The organism is Streptomyces sp. LE64, assembly GCF_052606915.1.
In genome coordinates this window covers 2071319-2090015 of sequence record NZ_CP199708.1, presented here as the reverse complement: position 1 = coordinate 2090015, position 18697 = coordinate 2071319, and the positions used below count along the sequence as shown (strand labels likewise).

The 18697-nt window shown below is 71.3% G+C and carries 12 protein-coding genes; 4 read left to right on the top strand and 8 right to left on the bottom strand.

From position 1 onward, the window contains the following. The first annotated feature begins 4 nt into the window (after window positions 1-4). Both ACSMX9_RS09265 and ACSMX9_RS09260 read left to right on the top strand, forming a co-directional pair. Entirely contained in the window at window positions 5-2257 is a 2253-nt protein-coding gene (locus tag ACSMX9_RS09265; RefSeq protein WP_445401517.1) for a CDP-glycerol glycerophosphotransferase family protein, read from the top strand. After that, entirely contained in the window at window positions 2254-3936 is a 1683-nt protein-coding gene (locus ACSMX9_RS09260) for a glycosyltransferase family 2 protein (protein WP_445401515.1), read from the top strand. The genes ACSMX9_RS09265 and ACSMX9_RS09260 overlap by 4 nt, the downstream gene beginning before the upstream one ends. Here ACSMX9_RS09260 and galE read toward each other — a convergent pair. From galE to ACSMX9_RS09220, 8 genes are all read right to left on the bottom strand, one after another. Beyond that, window positions 3881-5005, bottom strand: coding sequence for a UDP-glucose 4-epimerase GalE (galE, locus tag ACSMX9_RS09255; RefSeq protein WP_445401513.1), 1125 nt, complete (start codon window positions 5003-5005; stop codon window positions 3881-3883). The genes ACSMX9_RS09260 and galE overlap by 56 nt on opposite strands. A 261-nt stretch (window positions 5006-5266) precedes the next feature. Continuing rightward, the gene (locus ACSMX9_RS09250) at window positions 5267-6889 is read right to left on the bottom strand and encodes a glycosyltransferase family 2 protein (protein WP_445401511.1); all 1623 of its coding nucleotides are present in this window, start codon (window positions 6887-6889) and stop codon (window positions 5267-5269) included. Further along, window positions 6862-8061 (bottom strand): glycosyltransferase 87 family protein, encoded by a 1200-nt coding sequence (locus tag ACSMX9_RS09245; RefSeq protein ID WP_445402942.1) that lies wholly within the window; start codon window positions 8059-8061, stop codon window positions 6862-6864. The genes ACSMX9_RS09250 and ACSMX9_RS09245 overlap by 28 nt, the downstream gene beginning before the upstream one ends. Before the next feature lie 213 nt (window positions 8062-8274). After that, entirely contained in the window at window positions 8275-9180 is a 906-nt protein-coding gene (locus tag ACSMX9_RS09240; RefSeq protein ID WP_366115312.1) for a carbohydrate ABC transporter permease, read from the bottom strand. After that, complete coding sequence (locus ACSMX9_RS09235) at window positions 9177-10481, bottom strand: carbohydrate ABC transporter permease (RefSeq protein WP_445402941.1); 1305 nt, start codon at window positions 10479-10481, stop codon at window positions 9177-9179. The genes ACSMX9_RS09240 and ACSMX9_RS09235 overlap by 4 nt, the downstream gene beginning before the upstream one ends. A 44-nt stretch (window positions 10482-10525) precedes the next feature. Next, window positions 10526-11932: an ABC transporter substrate-binding protein gene (locus ACSMX9_RS09230; protein ID WP_445401509.1), complete on the bottom strand. Its 1407-nt coding sequence runs from the start codon at window positions 11930-11932 to the stop codon at window positions 10526-10528. Window positions 11933-12300: 368 nt separating this feature from the next. Continuing rightward, entirely contained in the window at window positions 12301-12588 is a 288-nt protein-coding gene (locus ACSMX9_RS09225; RefSeq protein ID WP_445401508.1) for an IPT/TIG domain-containing protein, read from the bottom strand. A 548-nt stretch (window positions 12589-13136) separates the two neighbouring features. After that, a complete protein-coding gene (locus ACSMX9_RS09220; RefSeq protein WP_445401506.1) occupies window positions 13137-16106 on the bottom strand; it encodes a hypothetical protein in 2970 nt (989 codons plus the stop codon). A 363-nt stretch (window positions 16107-16469) separates the two neighbouring features. On the opposite strand from ACSMX9_RS09220, the gene ACSMX9_RS09215 reads away from it, so the two are divergent. Both ACSMX9_RS09215 and ACSMX9_RS09210 read left to right on the top strand, forming a co-directional pair. Continuing rightward, window positions 16470-16601, top strand: a complete 132-nt coding sequence (locus ACSMX9_RS09215) for a hypothetical protein (protein ID WP_445401504.1) — start codon at window positions 16470-16472, stop codon at window positions 16599-16601. Between the two features lie 607 nt (window positions 16602-17208). Then, window positions 17209-18672, top strand: a complete 1464-nt coding sequence (locus ACSMX9_RS09210; protein ID WP_445401502.1) for a hypothetical protein — start codon at window positions 17209-17211, stop codon at window positions 18670-18672. Window positions 18673-18697 lie beyond the last annotated feature (25 nt).

Below are 18697 nucleotides of genomic sequence, written 5' to 3'. Positions count from 1 at the left end.
CGTGATGACGGATGACACACCGGTGCCGACCGGCGCGGACGAAGGCCCCCGACTGAGCGCGGTGGTCCACGGCAGGAACGTGCAGGGCCACCTCCAGGAGTGCCTGGAGGACCTCGTCACGGGGCCGGCCGCCCCCGTGGAGGTGATCGTCGCGACCACCGACCCCGCCGCCCACCGCCTCGCCGAACGGTACGCCGCACAGGACCCCCGGCTGCTGCCGCTGCCGCTGCCGGACGGCACCGGGGAGGCCGCCGCCCGGGCCGCCGGCGCCGCCCGGGCCACCACCCCCTGGCTCCACTTCGTCCCCGCCAAGGACCGGGTGCCCGGCGGTGCCTGGCGCGCCGTCACCGACCTCGCCGCCGCCCAACCCCCCGACGTGGACGTGCTGGTCCTGGACGCCGTCCACTCCACCTGGTGGGCCACCGGACGACCGTCCCCCGACGCGTCCGTGCTGGCCCGCGCCGGCCGGGTGCCGCGCACCCTCGACGACTGCCCCGACCTGTGGCGCGTCACCCCGCTGCTGGGCGCCCGGGTGCTGCGCACCGACCACTGGCGCGCCCACCCCGAGTGGGCCGCCGAACCGGACGCGGAACTCCTCGCCTACGCGGTCCTCGCCCGGGCCCGCCGGATCACCGCCCTCGACCACCCCGTCCTCGACGACCGCCGGCTGCGCACCGCCAGCCTGCCGCCCCCCACCCCCGAGGACCACTACGGCCTCGTCGGACGGTACGAGGCCGTGCAGGAGGTGCTGGCCGCGCAGGGCGCCTCCACCGCGGTCCGGGCGGCGCTCTACGACGTGATGGTCCGCGCGTGGCTGCGCGTCATCGCCCGCGGCGCGCTGCCCGAGCCGGTGGCCCGCGAGTTCTTCCACCGCGCCGCCCGCGCCGCGGCCCGCTGGCGCCCGCCCGGCCATCCGGCACCCTCCGGACTGGACGGGGTCCGCTACCGGCTGCTGGAACGCGACGCCTACCGGCCCTACCGCGCCGTGCAGGGCGTCAACCACCAGCAGCGCCAGGTGCGGGAGCGGTGGCGCACCCGGGGCCGCAGGGCCGCCGCCAAGCTGCGCGACCACCGCTACCGCCGCGCCCTGGACCGGCCCGTCCACGACGACCTGGCGGTGTTCTCCGCCTACTGGGACCGGGGAGTGACCTGCAACCCGGCCGCCATCGCCGACAAGCTCGCCGAACTCGCCCCCGAGGTGCGGCAGGTGTGGGTGGTCGCCCGCGACCGGGTGCCGCTGCTGCCGCCCGGCACCCGGTACGTGGTGCCGGGCACCCCCGACTACTGGGAGGCCCTGGCCCGCGCCCGCTTCCTGGTCAACAACGTCAACTTCGCCGGCGCGGTGGTCAAACGGCCGGACGCGGTCCACCTCCAGACCCACCACGGCACCCCCCTCAAGCGGATGGGCCTCGACCAGCTGTCGTACCCGGCCGCCGCCAAGGGCCTCAACTTCCGCGCCCTGCTGGCCCGCGTCGACAAGTGGGACTACAGCGTCTCCGCCAACCCGCACTCCACCGAGACCTGGGAACGCGCCTACCCCTCGCGCTACGTCTCCCTGGACCACGGTTACCCCCGCAACGACGTGCTGCACCGGGCCACCCCCGCCCGCATCCGCGCGGTCCGGGAGCGCCTCGGCATCCCCCGGGGGCGGACGGCGTTCCTGTACGCCCCCACCCACCGCGACTACGAGGCCGGCTGGACGCCCCGGTTGGACCTGGCCGCCCTCGCCGCGCACCTCGGCGAGGACGCCGTGCTCCTGGTGCGCGGCCACTACTTCTACGGCGGCACCTCGCCGCTGACCGGGCTCCGCCGCGACGGCCGGGTGATCGACGTGTCCGCCTACGACCCCGTCGAGGACCTCCAACTCGCCGCCGACGGACTGATCACCGACTACTCCTCCCTGATGTTCGACTACGCGGGCCTCGACCGGCCGGTGCTGGTCTACGCCGACGACTGGGAGACCTACGCCAGGACCCGCGGCGTCTACTTCGACCTGACCAGCCAGGCACCCGGCCACGTGGTGCGCACCCAGGAAGAGTTGACCGAGGCCATCCGCTCCGGCGCCTGGCAGGACGCGGCGAGCGCCAAGACCCGGGCCGCGTTCCGCCGCAGGTTCTGCGCCTACGACGACGGGCTGGCCGCCGAACGGGTGGTGCGCCGGGTCTTCCTCGGCGAACCCGAGACCGCGCTGCCGCCCGTGGTCCCGGTCGACGAACGGCGGCCCGTCCCCACCCCCCAGGAGGCCGACGCGACATGAGCCCGCACGACCGACCGACCTCCCCGCACGTGGTGCACGCCGCCACCGCACCCGGGGCCCCCGACGTGACCGTCACCGTCATCGTCCACGACGACGCCGCCCGACTGCCCCGTGCGGTCGACTCGCTGCGCCGGCAGAGCCACCGGGGCATCGAGATCGTCATCAGTGACGACCACTCCACCGACGACACGCCCCGGGTCGCCCGGCAACTGGCCGCCGCGGACGACCGGATCACCGTGCTGCGGCTGCCCGAGAACAGCGGCGGGTGCAGCGCTCCGCGCAACCGGGCCCTGGACGTCGCCCGCGCACCGTTCCTGATGTTCCTCGACAGCGACGACGAACTCCCGCCGCACGCCGTGCAGACCCTGCTCGCGGCGCACCGGGAACGCCCCGTCGACTTCGTGATGGGCGCCGTCGAACGGGTCCGCGTCGACACCGGCCGGGTCTCCACCTGGATGCCGCACCTGGTGGCCGAGCGGCGCACCGTGCCCGGCATCGAGGCCGAGCCCCGCCTGCTCTTCGAGCACCTGGCGACCAGCAAGATGTACCGCGCCGAGTTCCTGGACCGCAACCGGCTGCGCTTCCCCGAGGGCATCCACTACGAGGACCAGCTCTTCTCAGCCCAGGCGTACTGTCTGGCCCGGGAGTTCACCGTCCTCACCGACATCGTCTACCGCTGGTACATCGCCCCGCACGCCGCCGCCGACACCGCCTCCATCTCCAACCAGCGCCATCTGCTGGGCAACGTCCGCGACCGGATCCACGTCGGGCGGCTCATCGACGACTTCCTCCGCGAGTCCGGCCACGCCGCGCTGCGGCCGGAGAAGGACTACAAGTTCCTCAAGCACGACTTCCGGATGTACGCCGGTGACCTCCCGTACCGCGACGACGCCTGGCTGGCCGGCTTCGCCGACCTGGTCAACCCCTACCTGGCCACACTCGCCCCGGCCGCCTACGCCCGGCTGCCGCGCGCCGAGCGGGTGGTGCTGCAACTGGTGCGGGACGGCCGGCTCGCCGAGGCCCGGGTGGCCGCCCGCGGGCTCGGCCAGGGCGTCGCCCCCCGCACCGTCACCGCCGGCCCGGACGGGCGGCTGTACTGGGGGGACCGGGTCCCGGCGACCGCCACCGGGCGGCGGGAACTCGACCTCGACGACCAGCGGGTGGACGCCGGCCCCTTCCCGAGCGCCCTGTTCCGGCACGAGATCCTCGACCTGAAGGCCGCCCCCGGCGCCGCGGTCGACCTGGTAGTGCGCACCCACGACCCCGGGCTGCGGCTCCCGGTCGGACCGCAGGCCGCGGCCCTGGCGGTGGCGCCCGGCGGGGGTCGGCTCGAAGTGCCGTTCCGGATCGACCCGGTGCGGCCCGGGGTGTTCGAGGGCCGGGTGCGCCTGGACCTCGCGGCGGCCCCGCTCCCGCTGCACGGCTTCCCCGGCGTCCGGCACCCCGTGCTGGTGCTGGCCCAGCGGGGCCTGCGCAACACCGGGCTGCTACTCGCCCCGCTCGGCTTCCCCCCGCTACGGGCCCGCGTCGACTACCGGCACGGGCTCGCCCCGCACCTGGTCACCGTGGAGCCCGAGCCGCGGGGCGCCGGCCGGCTCCAGATCCGCTGGGACCCGGTCGGCCTCACCGCCCGGGTGACCCGGCCGCTGGCCGAGCGGGTGGCGCCGTTGCTGCGCTGAGCCGTTCGGAGGTCCGGGCGGCGGCCACCGCCGTCGGCCCGGCCGGGCGCGCGGCGGACGCGGACCCGGTCGCGGTCCGGCCCCGGGGGCGGTCCGCCCCGGGGTGGGCCCGCAGCCAGCCCGCCCGGGCGGAGGTGACGATGTCGTCGAGCGAGTGCCGGGGCCGCCAACCGAGCACCTGGGCCGTCCGGTCCACGTCGGCGACCAGCCGGGCCGGGTCGCCCGCCCGGCGGGGCAGCACCTCGGGCTCGTCCTCCCGGCCCACCGCGGCGGTCACCGCCGCCACCACCTCCCGCACCGAAACGCCCTCCCCGCGGCCGATGTTGAGGGTCAGCCCGGTACCGGCACCGGACGCGGCGGCGAGCCGTTGCGCGGCGGCGACATGGGCATCCGCCAGGTCCGCCACGTGGACGAGGTCGCGCACGCAACTGCCGTCGTGAGTGGGGCGGTCACCCCCGTACACCTGCGGCGGCAGCCCGTCGCCGAGCCGGTCCAGGGTCTGCGGGACGAGCCCGACCGCCGCGGTGTCCGCCAGTTCGGGCACCGCCGCGCCCGCCACGTCGAAGTGGCGCAGGACCGCCGTGGCGATGCCGTGGGCGCGCCCGGCGGCCCGCACCAGCCACTCGCCGGCGAGCTTGGTCTCGCCGTAGGGGCTGACCGGTTGGCAGGGGGTGTCCTCGGCGATGAGGTCGGCGGCGGGCGCCCCGTACACCGCGGCCGAGGAGGCGAGGACGAACGAGGCCACGCCCGCCTCGACCACGGCGTCCAGCAGGACCCGCAGCCCCTCCACGTTCTCCCGGTAGTAGCGCAGCGGCTGCTCGACGGACTCGTCGACCCGGTGGCACCCCGCGAGGTGGATCACCCCGGTGATCCGGTGGCTGTCGAGGGCCCGGGCGATCAGCTTGGGTTCCCGGGTCGACCCGACGACCAGCGCCACTCCGTCGGGGACGCGCTGGGCGTCGCCGACGGACAGGTCGTCGTAGACGACGGTCCGCTCGCCCGCGGCGCGCATCGCGCGGACGACATGGGCCCCGATGTAGCCGGCACCACCGGTGATCAGCCAGGTCATGGTCGCTCGTTCACCCTGTCCTGTGGTCGGTGTGCGCGCTGCGGGGCGCGCACGGAAGCGTGCGGAGGGAGCGGTGATCGTACGGACGCGCGGGGGGCGAGCACCCGTACGGGGCGCAGTCTGTCAGAGCGGACGACCACCGCGCTGAGCTGCGGAGCAACCGATCACCGGATTCCCCATATTCTGACTTCCCGTCAATAACGAGTGCAAGAGCGGTTCTTGGGAGAAACGGCAGGGATGCGTGGGGCGCGGGGTGCGAACTCAGTCGCCGCCCCTGACCCCCGTCAGCCGTACCGCCCGTCGCTTCAGCACCGACAGCACCCCGTGCGGCCCGTGGGCCACCCGTACCGCCAGCGCCCCCGAGTGGGTGGCGTACGGCTGGACCAGCAGCACCCCGTGCCGTGCGTCGGGCACCGCCCGGCGGCGCAGCAGCCCGGGCCCGGTGTCGGCGTGCGCGGTGGCCTCCCGCTCGCCGCCGTCCGCGAACCGCAGCCGCACCCGCAGGTCCCAGGTGCCGGCGCCCAACCGTCCCAGCGGCACCCCGGTGTCGACGACCCAGGTGCCGCTCCCGGGTTCGGAGACGAACGGGACGGTGTGCCGCAGCCCGGGCCGTCCGGTGCGACGGTCGAGGAACACCACCTCCGCCCCCAACGGGCCGGCCGCCAGCACCCGCCCGTACAGCTCGTGCAGGCGCAGCCGCAGCCGCGTCCCGCCCCTGCGGGCGCCGGGCCGCAGCTCGGCCGTCACCGCCAGGGGCAGCGCGGACACCGGGCGGCGCAGCAGCGCGTCGAGCGGCACCGGGACCTCCGCCGACCACACGGGGGTGCCGTCCCCGTCGCGGGCGTACGGCGGCAGCAGCCGGGCCGGTCGCGCGGCCAGTTCCCGCACCCGGTCGAGGTCGCGGGGGGCCGGCGAGGCCAGCAGCACGGCGGCCAGCAGCCGGCCGGGCCCGGTCGCCGGCTCCAGCTCGGCGCGCTCGAAGGTCTCCAGGTGGGCGCGGGCCTCCGTCCACCAGGCGGTGCGGTACGCGGGGGAGCGGCGCCCGAGGTCACGGGCGTACATCCGGAGCGACAGGTCGAGGAACGCGGCCCGGGCGGCGTGCGCCAGGGCGTCCTGGCCGGCGGCCCGCAGCACCTCGACGGCGGTGCGGTGCGCCGTGGTGCGGGCCCGCCAGTTGTCGATGCCGGCCCGGTCCAGGGAGATCGACAGCCGCTCGGCCCGCCGCCGCACCTGCCAGACGTACACCACGTCCGGGATCAGGGCGATCCGCGGCCCGGCGGCGAGCACCCGGGCGCCGAACACGAAGTCCTCGTAGGGGAAGCGCCCGTCCGGGAACCGGATGCCGTGGGTGCGCAGGAAGTCCGTCCGGTAGAGCTTGTTGACGCACAGCGTGTCCCGGACCAACTCCGGCCGCTCGGCCGGGCGCGCGAGGGTGGCGGGCGCCGCGGGCGGTGCGTACAGCCGGGGTTGCCAGGGCCGGTCGGGGCCGTGCGGCACCTCCCGGCGGACGCACGCGCCGGCGGCCACCTCGACGTCCCGGTACCGGGCGGCGGCCAGCAGCCGTTCGACGGCGCGCGGGGGCAGCAGGTCGTCGCTGTCGAGGAACATCACGAAGGGCGTGGTGCAGGCGTCCAGTCCGTCGTTGCGGGGGGTGCCGCAGCCGCCGCTGTTGACGGTCCGCCGCAGCACCCGCAGCCGGGGCTCCGCGGCGGCCAGCGCGTCCAGCAGCGCGGGGGAGCCGTCGGTGGAGCCGTCGTCGACGGCGATGACCTCCCGCACCGCCGGGCCCTGTGCCAACGCGGACCGCACCGCCTCGACCACGTGCGCGGCGTCGTCGTACCCGATGACCACCACGCTCACCGGAGCGTGCTCGGCGTGTGCCACGGCGTCCCCTCCCCGCCGGGCTCGGACGGCGCCGGGACGGCGGCCGGGTCGGTGCGGACGGTGGCGCGCCACAGCCGGACGAAGGACAGCGCGGTCGCGGCGAGCAGCAGCCCGTTGCGCACCGCCAGCAGCAGACAGCCGGTCCAGGTGGAGGCGGTCACCTCCCCGTAGGCCATCGGGTAGACGACCGTGCTCACCGCGGTGGCCACCAGGACCAGTCCGACCACCGGGCGCTGGGTGGTGCGCGGCGAGGTGAGGCAGACCGCGGCCAGCCCCAGCAGCCACACCAGGTACTGGGGGCTGATCACCCGGCTGGTCACCGTGAAGAGCAGCACCGCGCAGAGCGCGGCGTCGAACGGGGTGGCCGCGTTCCACCGCCGGGCCCGCAGCCGCCATCCCACCAGCAGCAGCCCGGCGACCGCGGTGAGCGCCAGCGAGGCGGTGGCGACGGCCCCCACCTGGGGCCCGACGAACTCCATCGCCCCGTAGCGGTAGCGCACGGTGCCCGGCCAGCCCGCGAGCCGGGCGAACCCCAGCACCGTGCCGCCCAGGGACTCGATCTGCACGCCCCGCGCACCCTGTTCGCGCAGGAACGCCGCCGATCCGTCGAAGGCGAGGGCGAGCAGCCCCAGCACCGCCGCCCCGGTGACCCCGGCGGCGGTCCACGCCCGCCGGGCGGCCCGTCCCGGCGGCGCGCCCAGCAGCACCAGGACCGGCCACCCCTTCACCGCCGCCCCGAGCGCCGCCCACGCCCCGCCCGCCCGCGGGGACCGGGCGAGGGTCAGCAGGGCGGCCACCGCGAGGGCGGTGACCAGGACGTCGTAGCGGGCCAGCGGCAGGTGCAGCAGCAGCGGCAGCCCGCACAACCACACCAGGGCCCCGCCCCGGCCGCGCCCGGGCCGGCTCCCGACGCGCACCAGCGCCGCGGTGACCAGGGCGTCCGCGAGCAGCGTCAGCGCCACGAACGCCTCGAAGTAGCTCAGCCAGGGCACCAGCGCGGGCGCCAGCAGCACCGGCCCGGCGCCCGGCGGGTACTGCCACAGCGGGTCGCCCACCGGGAAGCCCCCGGCGGCCAGCTGCTCGGCCCAGTGGGCGTACAGCCGGTACACCTCCCGGGGCACGCCGCCGGAGCCGAGCAGCTCCGGCCCGCTGTGCAGGAGCAGGTACAGCATCACGCCGCGGGTGGCGAGCCAGCCGGTGGCGTAGCGGAGGGCGGTGCGGGGGTCCGCCCGGACGAGCGGTGCGCCGGGGACGGCGGTGGTCGTCTGTGGAGTCACTGACGGGAGCGTATGTCCCGTATTGGTAGATATTGCGGTGAATCACGGTGTGGGTCGCCTACTCGACCCACACCGGGTGCGCCACCGGGGGCCGGGCCCGCCCGGCCCCTACTTCACCGCCCCCGCCATCACCCCCGACACGAACTGCCGCTGGAAGGCGAAGAAGACCGCCAACGGAACCACCAGCGACAGGAACGCCCCCGGCGCCAGCACGTCCACGTTGTTGCCGAACTGCCGCACCTGGGTCTGGAGCGCCACCGTGACGGGCTGGTTGGAGGCGTCCGTGAAGATCAGCGCCACCAGCATGTCGTTCCACACCCACAGGAACTGGAAGATGCCCAGGCTGGCGATGGCGGGCCCGCCCAGCGGCAGCACCACCCGGGCGAACAGCCGCAGCTCGCCCGCCCCGTCCAACCGGGCCGCCTCCAGCAGCTCCCGGGGGATCTCCGCGAAGAAGTTCCGCAGCAGGAACACCGCGAACGGCAGGCCGAACCCCACGTGGAACAGCACCACCCCGGCCACCGAGCCGAAGAGCCCCACCTCCCCGTACAGCCGGGCGATCGGCAGCAGCGCCACCTGCACCGGCACCACCAACAGCCCCACCACCCCCAGGAACCACCAGTCCCGCCCCGGGAAGTCCAACCAGGCGAAGGCGTACCCGGCCAGTGCGCCGATGACCACCGTCAGCACCGTGGACGGCACCGCGATCCACACCGTGTTCAGCAGGGAGTCGGTGATCGAGGCGTTCTCCAACAGCCGGGAGTAGTTCTCCACGGTCAGCTGCGCCGGCTCGGTCAGCACCGTCCACCAGCCGCTGTCCGCGAGGTCCCGCGGCCCCCGGAACGAGGACAGCAGCAGCCCGACCGTCGGCACCAGCCAGAACACCGCGGCCACCACCAGCACCGCCCGCAGCAGCCCGCCGCCCGCCGCCCGCGCCAGACGGGTGCCCACCGACGCCCGTCCCTTCGCCCCGGGGACCGTGCCGGTACGGGACTCCGTGCGCTCCGCGCTCATCGCCTGCCCTCCCGTCGCAGCCGTCGGATGTTGAACACCATCACCGGGATGACCAGCAGCAACAGCAGCACCGAGATCGCGCTCGCCACCCCGGGCCGGCCGTCACTGAACGCCGACCGGTACAGCTGGAGCGCCAGCACGTTGGCGTCGTCCTGCGAGGAACCGGGCGCGATGATGTAGACGAGGTCGAACACCTTCAGCACGTTGATCATCAACGTGACCAGGACCACCGCCAGCACCGGCGCCAGCAACGGCACCGTGATCCGCCGGAACACCTGCCACTCGGTGGCCCCGTCCACCCGGGCCGCCTCCAGCAGCTCCCGCGGCACGCTCGCCAGCCCCGCCGCGATCAGCACCATCGCGAAGCCCGCCCACATCCACACGTACGCCACGATCACCGCCGGGGTCACCAGCGCCGGCCCCAACCAGTCCACCCCGCGGTACGGCTCCCGGAAGTTGTCGGCCGGCAACCGCAGGTGCGTCCCGTCCGCCGCGGCCGGCAGCACGAAGGTGCCGTCCGCCGCCGCCGTGGTCCGGGCCACCACCGAACCGTCGCCCCGCACCGCCTCGATCCGCATCCCCGGATACCCGAACTCCCCGCCGTCCACCCCGCCGAGCGTGCCCACGCCCCTGCCACGGGTGAAGTCCTGCCAGGTCGTCCCCGTCACCCTGGCCGGATCGGCACCGGCCGCCCGCGCCGCCCGGGCGTCCCCGGGCATCGCGTCCGGGGCCACCCCCACCAGCGGCAGCACCACCGGCTCGCCCGCCCGCACCGGCTCCCGGGTGACGAACGCCCCGCCGCCCGCCTCCCGCAGCGGGGAGTCCCGCCCCGGGTGCGCCTTCGGGAACGCCGAGGACTCGGCGAAGGTGTCGTGCACCCCCACCCACACCGCGTTGGCCACGCCCCGGTCCGGGTCCTGGTCGTACACCAGCCGGAAGATGATGCCGGCCGCCAGCATCGAGATCGCCATCGGCATGAAGAGGACCAGCTTGAACGCCGTGCCCCAGCGGATCCGTTCGGTCAGCACCGCGAAGACCAGTCCCAGCGCGGTCGCCACCGCCGGGGCGGCCACCACCCAGAACACGTTGTTCCGCAGGGCCGTGCGGATGCCGTCGTCGGTGAACAGCTCCCGGTAGTTGTCGAACCCCGCGAAGCCGCCCCCGTCGTCGCTGACGAAGCTGCGGACCAGCGAATAGCAGATCGGGTACACCACCAGCGCCCCGAGCAGCACCACCGCCGGCAGCAGGAACGCCGTCGCCACCAGCCACCGGCCCGAACTCCGCGGGCCCCCGCGCCGCACCCGTCGCGTACGGGTGCCGTCCGTCGTCGCCGACGCCACCGGGCTCAGTCCCCGTACGCCTTGGCCGCTTCGGCCTCCAACCGCTGCTGGGTGCCGGCCACGTCGTCCGGGTCCTTCAGGAAGTCCTGGAGGACCTTCCACATGCCCTTGCCGGGCGTCCCGCCGAACGCCTGCGGCGTCTGGTCCGACAGGTCGAACCGGAAGTCGTCACCCGCGCCGACCAGCGCCTTCGCGATGTCCCGCTGCACGTCGTTCGGGTACGCCGCCGAGTCCAGGTTCTTGTTCGGCGACAGGAACCCGCCCTCCTTCGCCCAGACCTCCGCCGCCTCCGGCGACGCCAGGAACGTCAGCAGCGCCTGACCCGCCGCCGAGTCCTTCAACAGCACCGCCGCGTCGCCCCCGCTGACCACCGGCGGCCTCCCGCCCACCGCGGGGAACGGGAACACCTTCGCGTCCTTCCCCACCTCGGCCTTGGCCTGCGCCACGTTCACGCCCACGAAGTCGCCCTCGAAGACCATCCCCGCCTTCGGCTGGTCCCCGCCCGTGAAGGTCTGCTCCACCGACCGCGGGAACTCCGTCTGCAAGGCCCCGTCGGCCCCGCCCGCGAGGTAGTCCTCCTCGTCGAACAACTCGGCCAGGGTGGTCAGCGCCGCCTTCACCGAGGGATCCGTCCACTTGATCTCGTGCGCGGCGAGCCGGTCGTACTTCTCCGGACCGGCCTGCGACAGGTACACGTTCTCGAACCAGTCGGTGAGCACCCACCCGTCCGCCCCGCCGATCGACACCGGTGTCACCCCGGAGTCGTACACCGTCCGTGCGGTCGCCAGGAACTCCTTCCAGGTCTTCGGCTCCTCGGCGCCCGCATTGGCGAAGACGGCGGTGTTGTACCAGACCAGCGACTTGTTGGCGGCCTTGAAGTACACCCCGTACTGCTCCCCGTCCACCACCCCGAGGTCCTGCCACCCCTGCGCGAAGTTCTTCGCCAACTGGGCCTTCACCGCCTCGTTCACCGGCTTGGCCCACTTCTTCTGCACCGCCTGCTTCACCGCCCCGACCTGCGGCAACAGCGCCACGTCCGGTGGGGCCCCGCCGGCGATCTTCGAGCCCAGGAAGTTGACGATCGGGTCCTGCGCCGGCACGAACGTCACCTCGGCGCCGGTCCGTTCCTCGAACTCGGCCAACACCTTCTTGAAGTTCTCCTGCTCCGGCCCCGTCCACACCGCGGCGACGTCCAGCTTCTGGCCGTCCAACTCCGGTAACCGCAGGGACGATCCGCCCGGTGCGGTGCTCGCGCCCCCACCCTTGTCGTCGTCGCCCCCGCCGTCCCCGCAGGCGGTCACCCCCCACGCCAGCGCCCCCGCCGCGGCCACGGCCACCAGCCGCCGCGTGCGGCCCGAGAACCGGAGCCGGTGGTCGTCGCGGCCCCTGGTCTTCCTACCCGTGCTGCGCATCACTGCCCCGTCCTCTTGACGCGCTCGTCGCGCGTGCCTGCGAACGTCCGTGGGCCCCTGTGTACGCGGGACGGTTCCTCCCCACAAGGGCCCGGGCGTCCCGAACTCACCGATCGTGACGCCCTCGTGACGTTGTGGGTGGCGAACGCACCGGGGGGTATGCCTGCTGCCTGGAGGGGATGGCTGCGCTCGCCGTGGGGCCTGGAAGGTCGCGCCGGGAGAGCGTCGTCGTCGCCGGGCACGTCGTCGTCCCAACCTGGCCCGCCGGCCCGCGTGATCGAGCGGACGAAGAACCGTGGAGCTTCGGGGCCACTTCCCCGAAGCGGTGGCGCCGCCCCGGACAGGGCTCTCGGAGCGGCGCCATCGTCTTACGACGGGACCACTGCCGTGAAGGTCAGACTGGACGTCACGTCCCCAGTCGTTCCTCCCTGCTTGTACTGGCCCTTGACTTCGTATTCAACTCCGTCCTGGACCTTTTCCGGGACGATTCCGGAGAGCTCTGTTGACGATTGGTGCGTGAATGTCACAGTGAGCCCTACGCCGCCGGTGTCGAAGGAAACACTCGTGACATGGGCGAGGTACTCCCCCTTGATCACGAAATGCGTCTTCGGTTCGCCTTCTTCTGGCAAAATCGACTTGAACACTGGAACCGACATTCTTCTCCCTTGAAGTACGTACAGATTCGATATCCATCGGACTGGATTCCGTACGGAATGTTCATGTTCGGAGTGCGGCCCTGCGAGATACGCGCGCACCCGGGTCCAATTACCGGTCACGCCGCAAGGCACTGAGGTCGCCTGGCATGTGCGACCGTGCGACTTTGTATCGCCTCTGACGCCCGGATGGCAAATCCCGTCAGCCTGCGGGGGAGATCCGCAAGGCACGCCGCGGGAAATGGAAACACCTTCATACGATACGTGGATTCACCTACCGCCGGGGCGGCCTTGCGGGGGTCAGGCACACCTCCTGCCGGCAAAGCGATTCTGCAAGCAGGCCCCGCTCACGAATTTCTGCCGAGCGGATGCAGGGATTCCTCCATGCATCCGCTCAGGGCAAGCGCATGATTGCCTGTTGGGGCCGTTCGGGAGGTGGTGGGTCTCTTCTCGTTCCCACCGCGGGACAATCGACCGGAGGAACTTCCGCGCCGCATCCAACCGCATTCGATCAGTTGCAGCAGAAGCTGTGATCCACAGGTTAGCGGGCCTCAGCCGACTTTCTTCACTTCACCGGTGACTTCCACTGTGGTGCATTGTACGCAGTGATCTTCCTTGAACTCTACGCTCAGCGAGTACGTGCCCTTCCCCGAAGCGAAGCGGGGGGCGAAGTCATTGTAGTTGGCACGCGCGGACCCCGTGCCGAGGTCATCGTTCTTGAACGTATCGTACTCCACAAGGTGGCCCATGATTTCGAGGTACTTGCCTTCGTCATTCCCGTTGAGAACGATGGTGTGAGAAGCAGGTGGGGGGTTACCGAGGTCCAGTTGCTTTCCCTTTTCCACATCCTGGTACGTTTTACATCCGGCGTGGTCGAAGAGCCTCTGCTTCTTGGGTTTGTCCTCCATGCCCTCGTTGGCCCACGATTCGATGTACCCGCAGATCTGATCATCGCCTGCTTCGCCTTGCTTCGTAAGGGTCGCCTTGATGTTCTCCAACCGGTAGGTTCCGTTCCATTTCCACGTCTGGATTTCTTCAGCAACGGTTGAGTCCGGGGTCCCGTTGCTGTCTGCCCTGCAGGAGCCGATTCTGCCCAACGGCGTGTCGCTGCCGGCGGTCTGGTCGAGGAAGGACTGGAGGCAGGCACTCATGGACCGCTGCCCCAGGTGATTGGGGTGGAGTGATTCCTGCAGGCGCTGCTTGTCGGAGTGGTAGAAGTGATTGATAATGGGCAGTTCGTCCGCGATGGCCTCCGCAATGTTGGTGCCGTTTACCCATCTGACCCATTCCACCTCCTTGGAGCTTCGGATTCCGTGATATGTACCGCTGGAATCGGGCTGAGGTTCTCCGTTCTTCTCCTGGAGCTGGGTTCCTTCGCGGCAGAGCTCGTGCCCTTCGAGTGCGCCTTCCATGTCCAGGAAGTCCGTATTCATCGCTGCGGCTGCGGCTGCGAGGTGGACATTGAGGTCTTGGCCGACTTTCCGGAGACGGGTGAAATCCTTGTTCCAGAACGGACATCCCCGGCTGGCGAACCGTGACCTTGTCTCGTCGACCTCGGATCGTGCGGCCTGCGCGATGCCGTTCTCGGGCGGCAGAGGCAGGGGATAGCTCTGCACAATGATTCGGTACTCTTCTTTCCCGATGCTCGCTTCGGTGAAGACCTGCCTGATGGCCTGGATGTCTCTCTCTACGTTCTTCCTCACCTCCGTCAGCGCGTCCTTGCTCACAGGGTCTTTCTTGCACTTTCCGGTATCGACCCCGATCTGGCCGAACCAACGGACGGCGCAGTCGTGTGCGATGTCCGCCAGGTCGACGTCGTTCCCGCCCACGGAGAGCACTACCGTGCGGACGTCCTTACCGTGGGAGAGCACCTGTGCCAGCTGCTCTGTCTGGGCCTTCTCGCCGTGGAGTTCGGAAGACGTCGTGCCGTCCGGAGCAACGTTCCATGTCGTGGCGCCGGAGCAGGCAAGGTTCAGGTTCCTCTGGTCGATCAGGTCGACCTCCGACCAGTCCGAGCGGTGGCAGCCAGGCTCAGCGGATGTCCCGTAGGAATCGGGGTATACGGATTCCGGTTTTCCCGGTCCTCCCTGCCCGCTGTACATTTCCCCGTCCCAGTCGGGGGTACCGAGGGGGTAGGTGCGGTCGGAGAATTTCTCCGCAGCATTCGATTTTTCTTCCTTCTCGTTCCCGACCCACCGGCCGGCTTCCCCGGAGATGTAGGAGTCCCCCATGGCGACAATAACTCCGCCGCCGTCCCCAGGACATTGCGTCCACCTCAGTACAGGCGCAGACTTCTTGATGCAGGAGAATGACCTCAGCTCACCCGCCCCGTTCTCCAGGCCGGAACTGCCACCCTTGTAGTTCTTCAACTGGCTGGGACTGTATGAAGCATTGAACAGACTCTTCGCCTCCAGCTCATATTCCGCGCTGTTGTAGTAGCCGGGACGGGCTCCCAGGGCCGCCTCATCTGCGATCTTCCTCTCGCTGATGAACGACTCCAGGAAATCCTTGCGCAGTGACTTCTGCTCGGGAAGTACGTCCAATCTGCTGACGATGCCTCGGTGCGGCGTTGACTTCTTGATCAGTTCTCCCACAGGAATTCCGTCATGAAGCTCTCCCTTCTGTGTGTACTTCTTTCTGTCGGCGTACTGCTTGTCTTTCGGGTAGGAGATCTGAAGAATCTCTGGACCATAGCCAGTGGTGATGGCCTCTTCGTATGCCAGTGACTTCTCGCCCATGGGGACTGTATGTTCCTTCTGGAAACTGCTTCCATTCCAATCCCAGAGTTGATTCACTGATTTCGGGAGATCCTTCTTCCGTAGCACCACCTCTGCCCCAGAAAGGATGTGTGCTGCGTGAATCAACTCGTGGGCCAGGCCGACAAATGGTGGGCTCTTGACCAGCTTGGATCCTCCTGTTTCGATGGCATAGCTTTTCGTCACCCAGAGATCGCCGTCCCGGAAGATCGAGCCGTCCAGACTCACGACGGAATATGCACCCTGACCGTTGTAGGCCGGAACTTTCGAGTGCTCATCGAGCTTGTCGACGCCGCCCCTAGCGACGTAGCGCGTCATGTTTTCTGATGCATAGGGGCAGATCACAACTTTGAACCCCGTGCCTCTCTGGCCAATGGTTCCCTCTGCCACTTCGGCCTCATTGATGAACGTGAGGAGCTTATTTCCGCTCGTGTACGTGTCCAGCTTGGATACGGCTTCCCGGACAGCTCGGGCTTCTTCGCGGTCCTTGGCCGGATCCTTGAGGACGGCGATTCCTTTGCGGAACATCACTTCCGAACCCTGTGTCTCCTTTCCATCCATTTTCAACGTGTGGAGTGCCCACCCGTTGCCGAACGCTTCCCGCTGTTTGCCGAGGGAGAACTCTCTTTGGGAGTACGGGTTGCAGAATTCGTCACCTGCTCTGCCTGCGAAGAGCATTTCCGGAGATCCTGCTGCCGCCTTGGACGCCGCGGCTACCGTCACGACGGCTAGAAGGGCACAGAGTTTGATGCGAAATGCATGCATCCTTTAGTCCTTTGATATTGCCAGTCGCGATACATCAACTGACTCCGGGCAGCGGTTCCAGGAATAGATACATCAGCCGATGTTGAAGCGTCGGGGTGGCTCCTCGGCGTTACCCAGAAGACGTAGGAAATCATCCGCCGGTCAGGCTGCTTTTCGGTTCATCACGACGGGGCCGGGCCCGCCGCATGGCCCGAGCCTGACACCCGCAGGACACGTTCGGGTGCCCCAGCCCTCCTCGGCGCGACCGGCGTCGTTCCCTGGGCACGAGCCCACCAGCAGCCCGGTCCGCGGGTCCTGGCAGATCGGTACCCTTGCGCTCCGTCGACTGCCGGTGCGGTCCGGATCATGGGCCGGGGGCAGCCGATGCTGGAAGCCGTACGGGCGGCCACCGTCGCGATCCGCGAGTACCTGGGCGCCGAACAGGCAGCAGAACCGAGGATGCTGCTGAAGCCGATCGCCGGCAAGGATCGGGATGCCTTGGCGTTCGCAGATTGAAATCCCGTCGCGGTCGGGGCACAGCTCGGCCACCGGGCGCCGAATCGGGGGACGCGTGTGCGGGAACCCTGGAGGGTAAGTGCCAGGATGCGCCGGTGGGGGGCCACCGCGCACGGACCCGTGAAGGGGGAACACGGTGGGGGCAGAACCGAACGACGGACGGGACGGGCCGGCCGACCGGCCGACCGGAAGCGACGCACCAACCGGGGACGGCGCACCAGGCGGGGGGCGCACCACCGGACCGGCCGGCGCCCAGGGTCCGCCACCGGCCGACCCGCCCGCGCCGGGCTGCCTCGGCCTGCCGGTCCCCACGACGCCGCCGACCGCAGCGGGCCGGCCGACGCCGCCGAACCCGTCCGAGCCACCGGCTCAGCCCCCCGCGCCGGGCTTCGGCCCGCCGCCCGGTGGGCCGCCGGGCCCCCCGCCGGGCGAGGCTCCCGCCGGGTCCTTACCCCCGCCCCCCGCGGCCCCGCCCGCTCCCGGCGCCCCGCCGCCCGGGCACGGCTACGGACCGCCGCCCGGGCACGGCTACGGCTACGGGGCCCAACCTCCCGCCGCCCCGCCCGCCGCCCCGCGCGGCGAGGCCAACCGGGCGCAGGCGGCCGTGGTGGGCCTCCTCAACCTCTCCTGCCTCGGCCTCGGTTACCTGCTGCTGCGCCACTGGGTCGGGGCGGTGCTCTGCTGGATCGCCACGGCCGCCTTCCTGGTGGTCGCGCTGCCCGCCGACGTCGACGGGGTCCCCGCCGGGCCCCTCGTCGGCTACGGGTTCTTCCTGCTGCTGGCTGCCGCCGACGGGGCCCGCCGCGGGCTGCGGGCGGACCTCCGACTCAAGGACGCCCACCGCCGCCTCGCGCTCCCGCTCGCCCTGGTGCTGCTCGCGGTGCCCGCCGGGGGTTCCCTGGCCTACGGGTCGGCCCGCGAGGAGGCGAGGGAACAGGCGCTGCTCGACCGGCTGGACGGCGCCGACCGGCTGGTGGCCTCCGCCGAGGGCCTGCCCTTCGACAAGGCCCAGCCGATCTACCGCAAGGCCCTCGCCACGTACCGGGAACTCGGTACGGAGCACACGGGTTCGCGGGCCGGGAAGCTGGTGCCCGACCGGCTGGACGCGTACTACGAGCAGGTCTCCGCGCCGTACGGGCGGAAGGCGTACTGCGATGCGGTCGCACCGCTCACGTACCTGAGGGAACTGCCCCGCACCGTCGACGCGGACCTCCTGGGCACCCGGCCCGACAAGACCGACGAGCCGCTGGCGCACTCCCTGTACGAGTGTGGGGTGGCGGCGCTGGGCCTCGGGACGGCGCAGCCGGCCGCCGAGAAGAGCCTCAACGCCCTGTACGACACCTTCCCCGAGTCCGCCCACGCGGGCAAGGTCGAGCCGGCCGTCCGGGCCGCGCTCGGGACCAGGACGGCCGCGCTCAAGGGCGGCGCCGCCCCCTGCGACACGGTGGGCGAGCTGCGGGTGCTGCGCGCGTCCCTGGGCGTCCTGCGGGACTCCGCGGCCCGGGGCGTGGCGAAGGACGCCGCCGAGGCCGTCCAGAAGGGCGACTTCGCCTGCGGCACCGCGCAGTTCAGGAACAAGGACTTCGCCGACGCCGGCGAGACGATGACGCAGTACGCGGCGGACTACCCGCGCAGCCGACAGGCCGCGCACGCCCGCTCCATCGCCATCGCCGCCGAGATCGCCGAAGAGGAGCCCGCCGCCGGCAGGAAGCTGCCGCCCGCCGAGGAGCCCGACGGCTCCCGGATGGTGATGGTCGTCAGCAACGACGGCCCCGACCCGGTCGAACTCCTCTACACCGGACCGATCTCCGGCCGGGCCGACCTCAAGGCGTGCGCGGACTGCACCACCTACAAGGAATCGCCCTTCCTGGGCTCCAAGAAGAAGATCAAGGCGTGCAAGGGACCGTCCTCGAAGTACCCGAAGACGACCCTGCTGTTGCCCGCCGGCAACTACCACTTCCTCCAGAAGACCTCCAGCACCTCCGTGCTCAGGGACACCAAGTCGAGCAAGCAGAAGATCGAGCCGGGTTACAGCTACACCTTCTGCCTGTACACGACCTCGTTGTTCTAGGGCCCGCGCCCCGGGCCGGGCGGTC

Coding starts and splice junctions, on each gene's coding strand:
- ACSMX9_RS09245 (WP_445402942.1), bottom strand. CDS start 8,061: ATGCTGTACCTGCTCCTGCACAGCGGGCCGGAGCTGCTCGGCTCCGGC.
- ACSMX9_RS09240 (WP_366115312.1), bottom strand. CDS start 9,180: ATGAGCGCGGAGCGCACGGAGTCCCGTACCGGCACGGTCCCCGGGGCG.
- ACSMX9_RS09225 (WP_445401508.1), bottom strand. CDS start 12,588: ATGTCGGTTCCAGTGTTCAAGTCGATTTTGCCAGAAGAAGGCGAACCG.
- galE (WP_445401513.1), bottom strand. CDS start 5,005: ATGACCTGGCTGATCACCGGTGGTGCCGGCTACATCGGGGCCCATGTC.
- ACSMX9_RS09215 (WP_445401504.1), top strand. CDS start 16,470: ATGCTGGAAGCCGTACGGGCGGCCACCGTCGCGATCCGCGAGTACCTG.
- ACSMX9_RS09265 (WP_445401517.1), top strand. CDS start 5: ATGACGGATGACACACCGGTGCCGACCGGCGCGGACGAAGGCCCCCGA.
- ACSMX9_RS09260 (WP_445401515.1), top strand. CDS start 2,254: ATGAGCCCGCACGACCGACCGACCTCCCCGCACGTGGTGCACGCCGCC.
- ACSMX9_RS09230 (WP_445401509.1), bottom strand. CDS start 11,932: ATGCGCAGCACGGGTAGGAAGACCAGGGGCCGCGACGACCACCGGCTC.
- ACSMX9_RS09220 (WP_445401506.1), bottom strand. CDS start 16,106: ATGCATGCATTTCGCATCAAACTCTGTGCCCTTCTAGCCGTCGTGACG.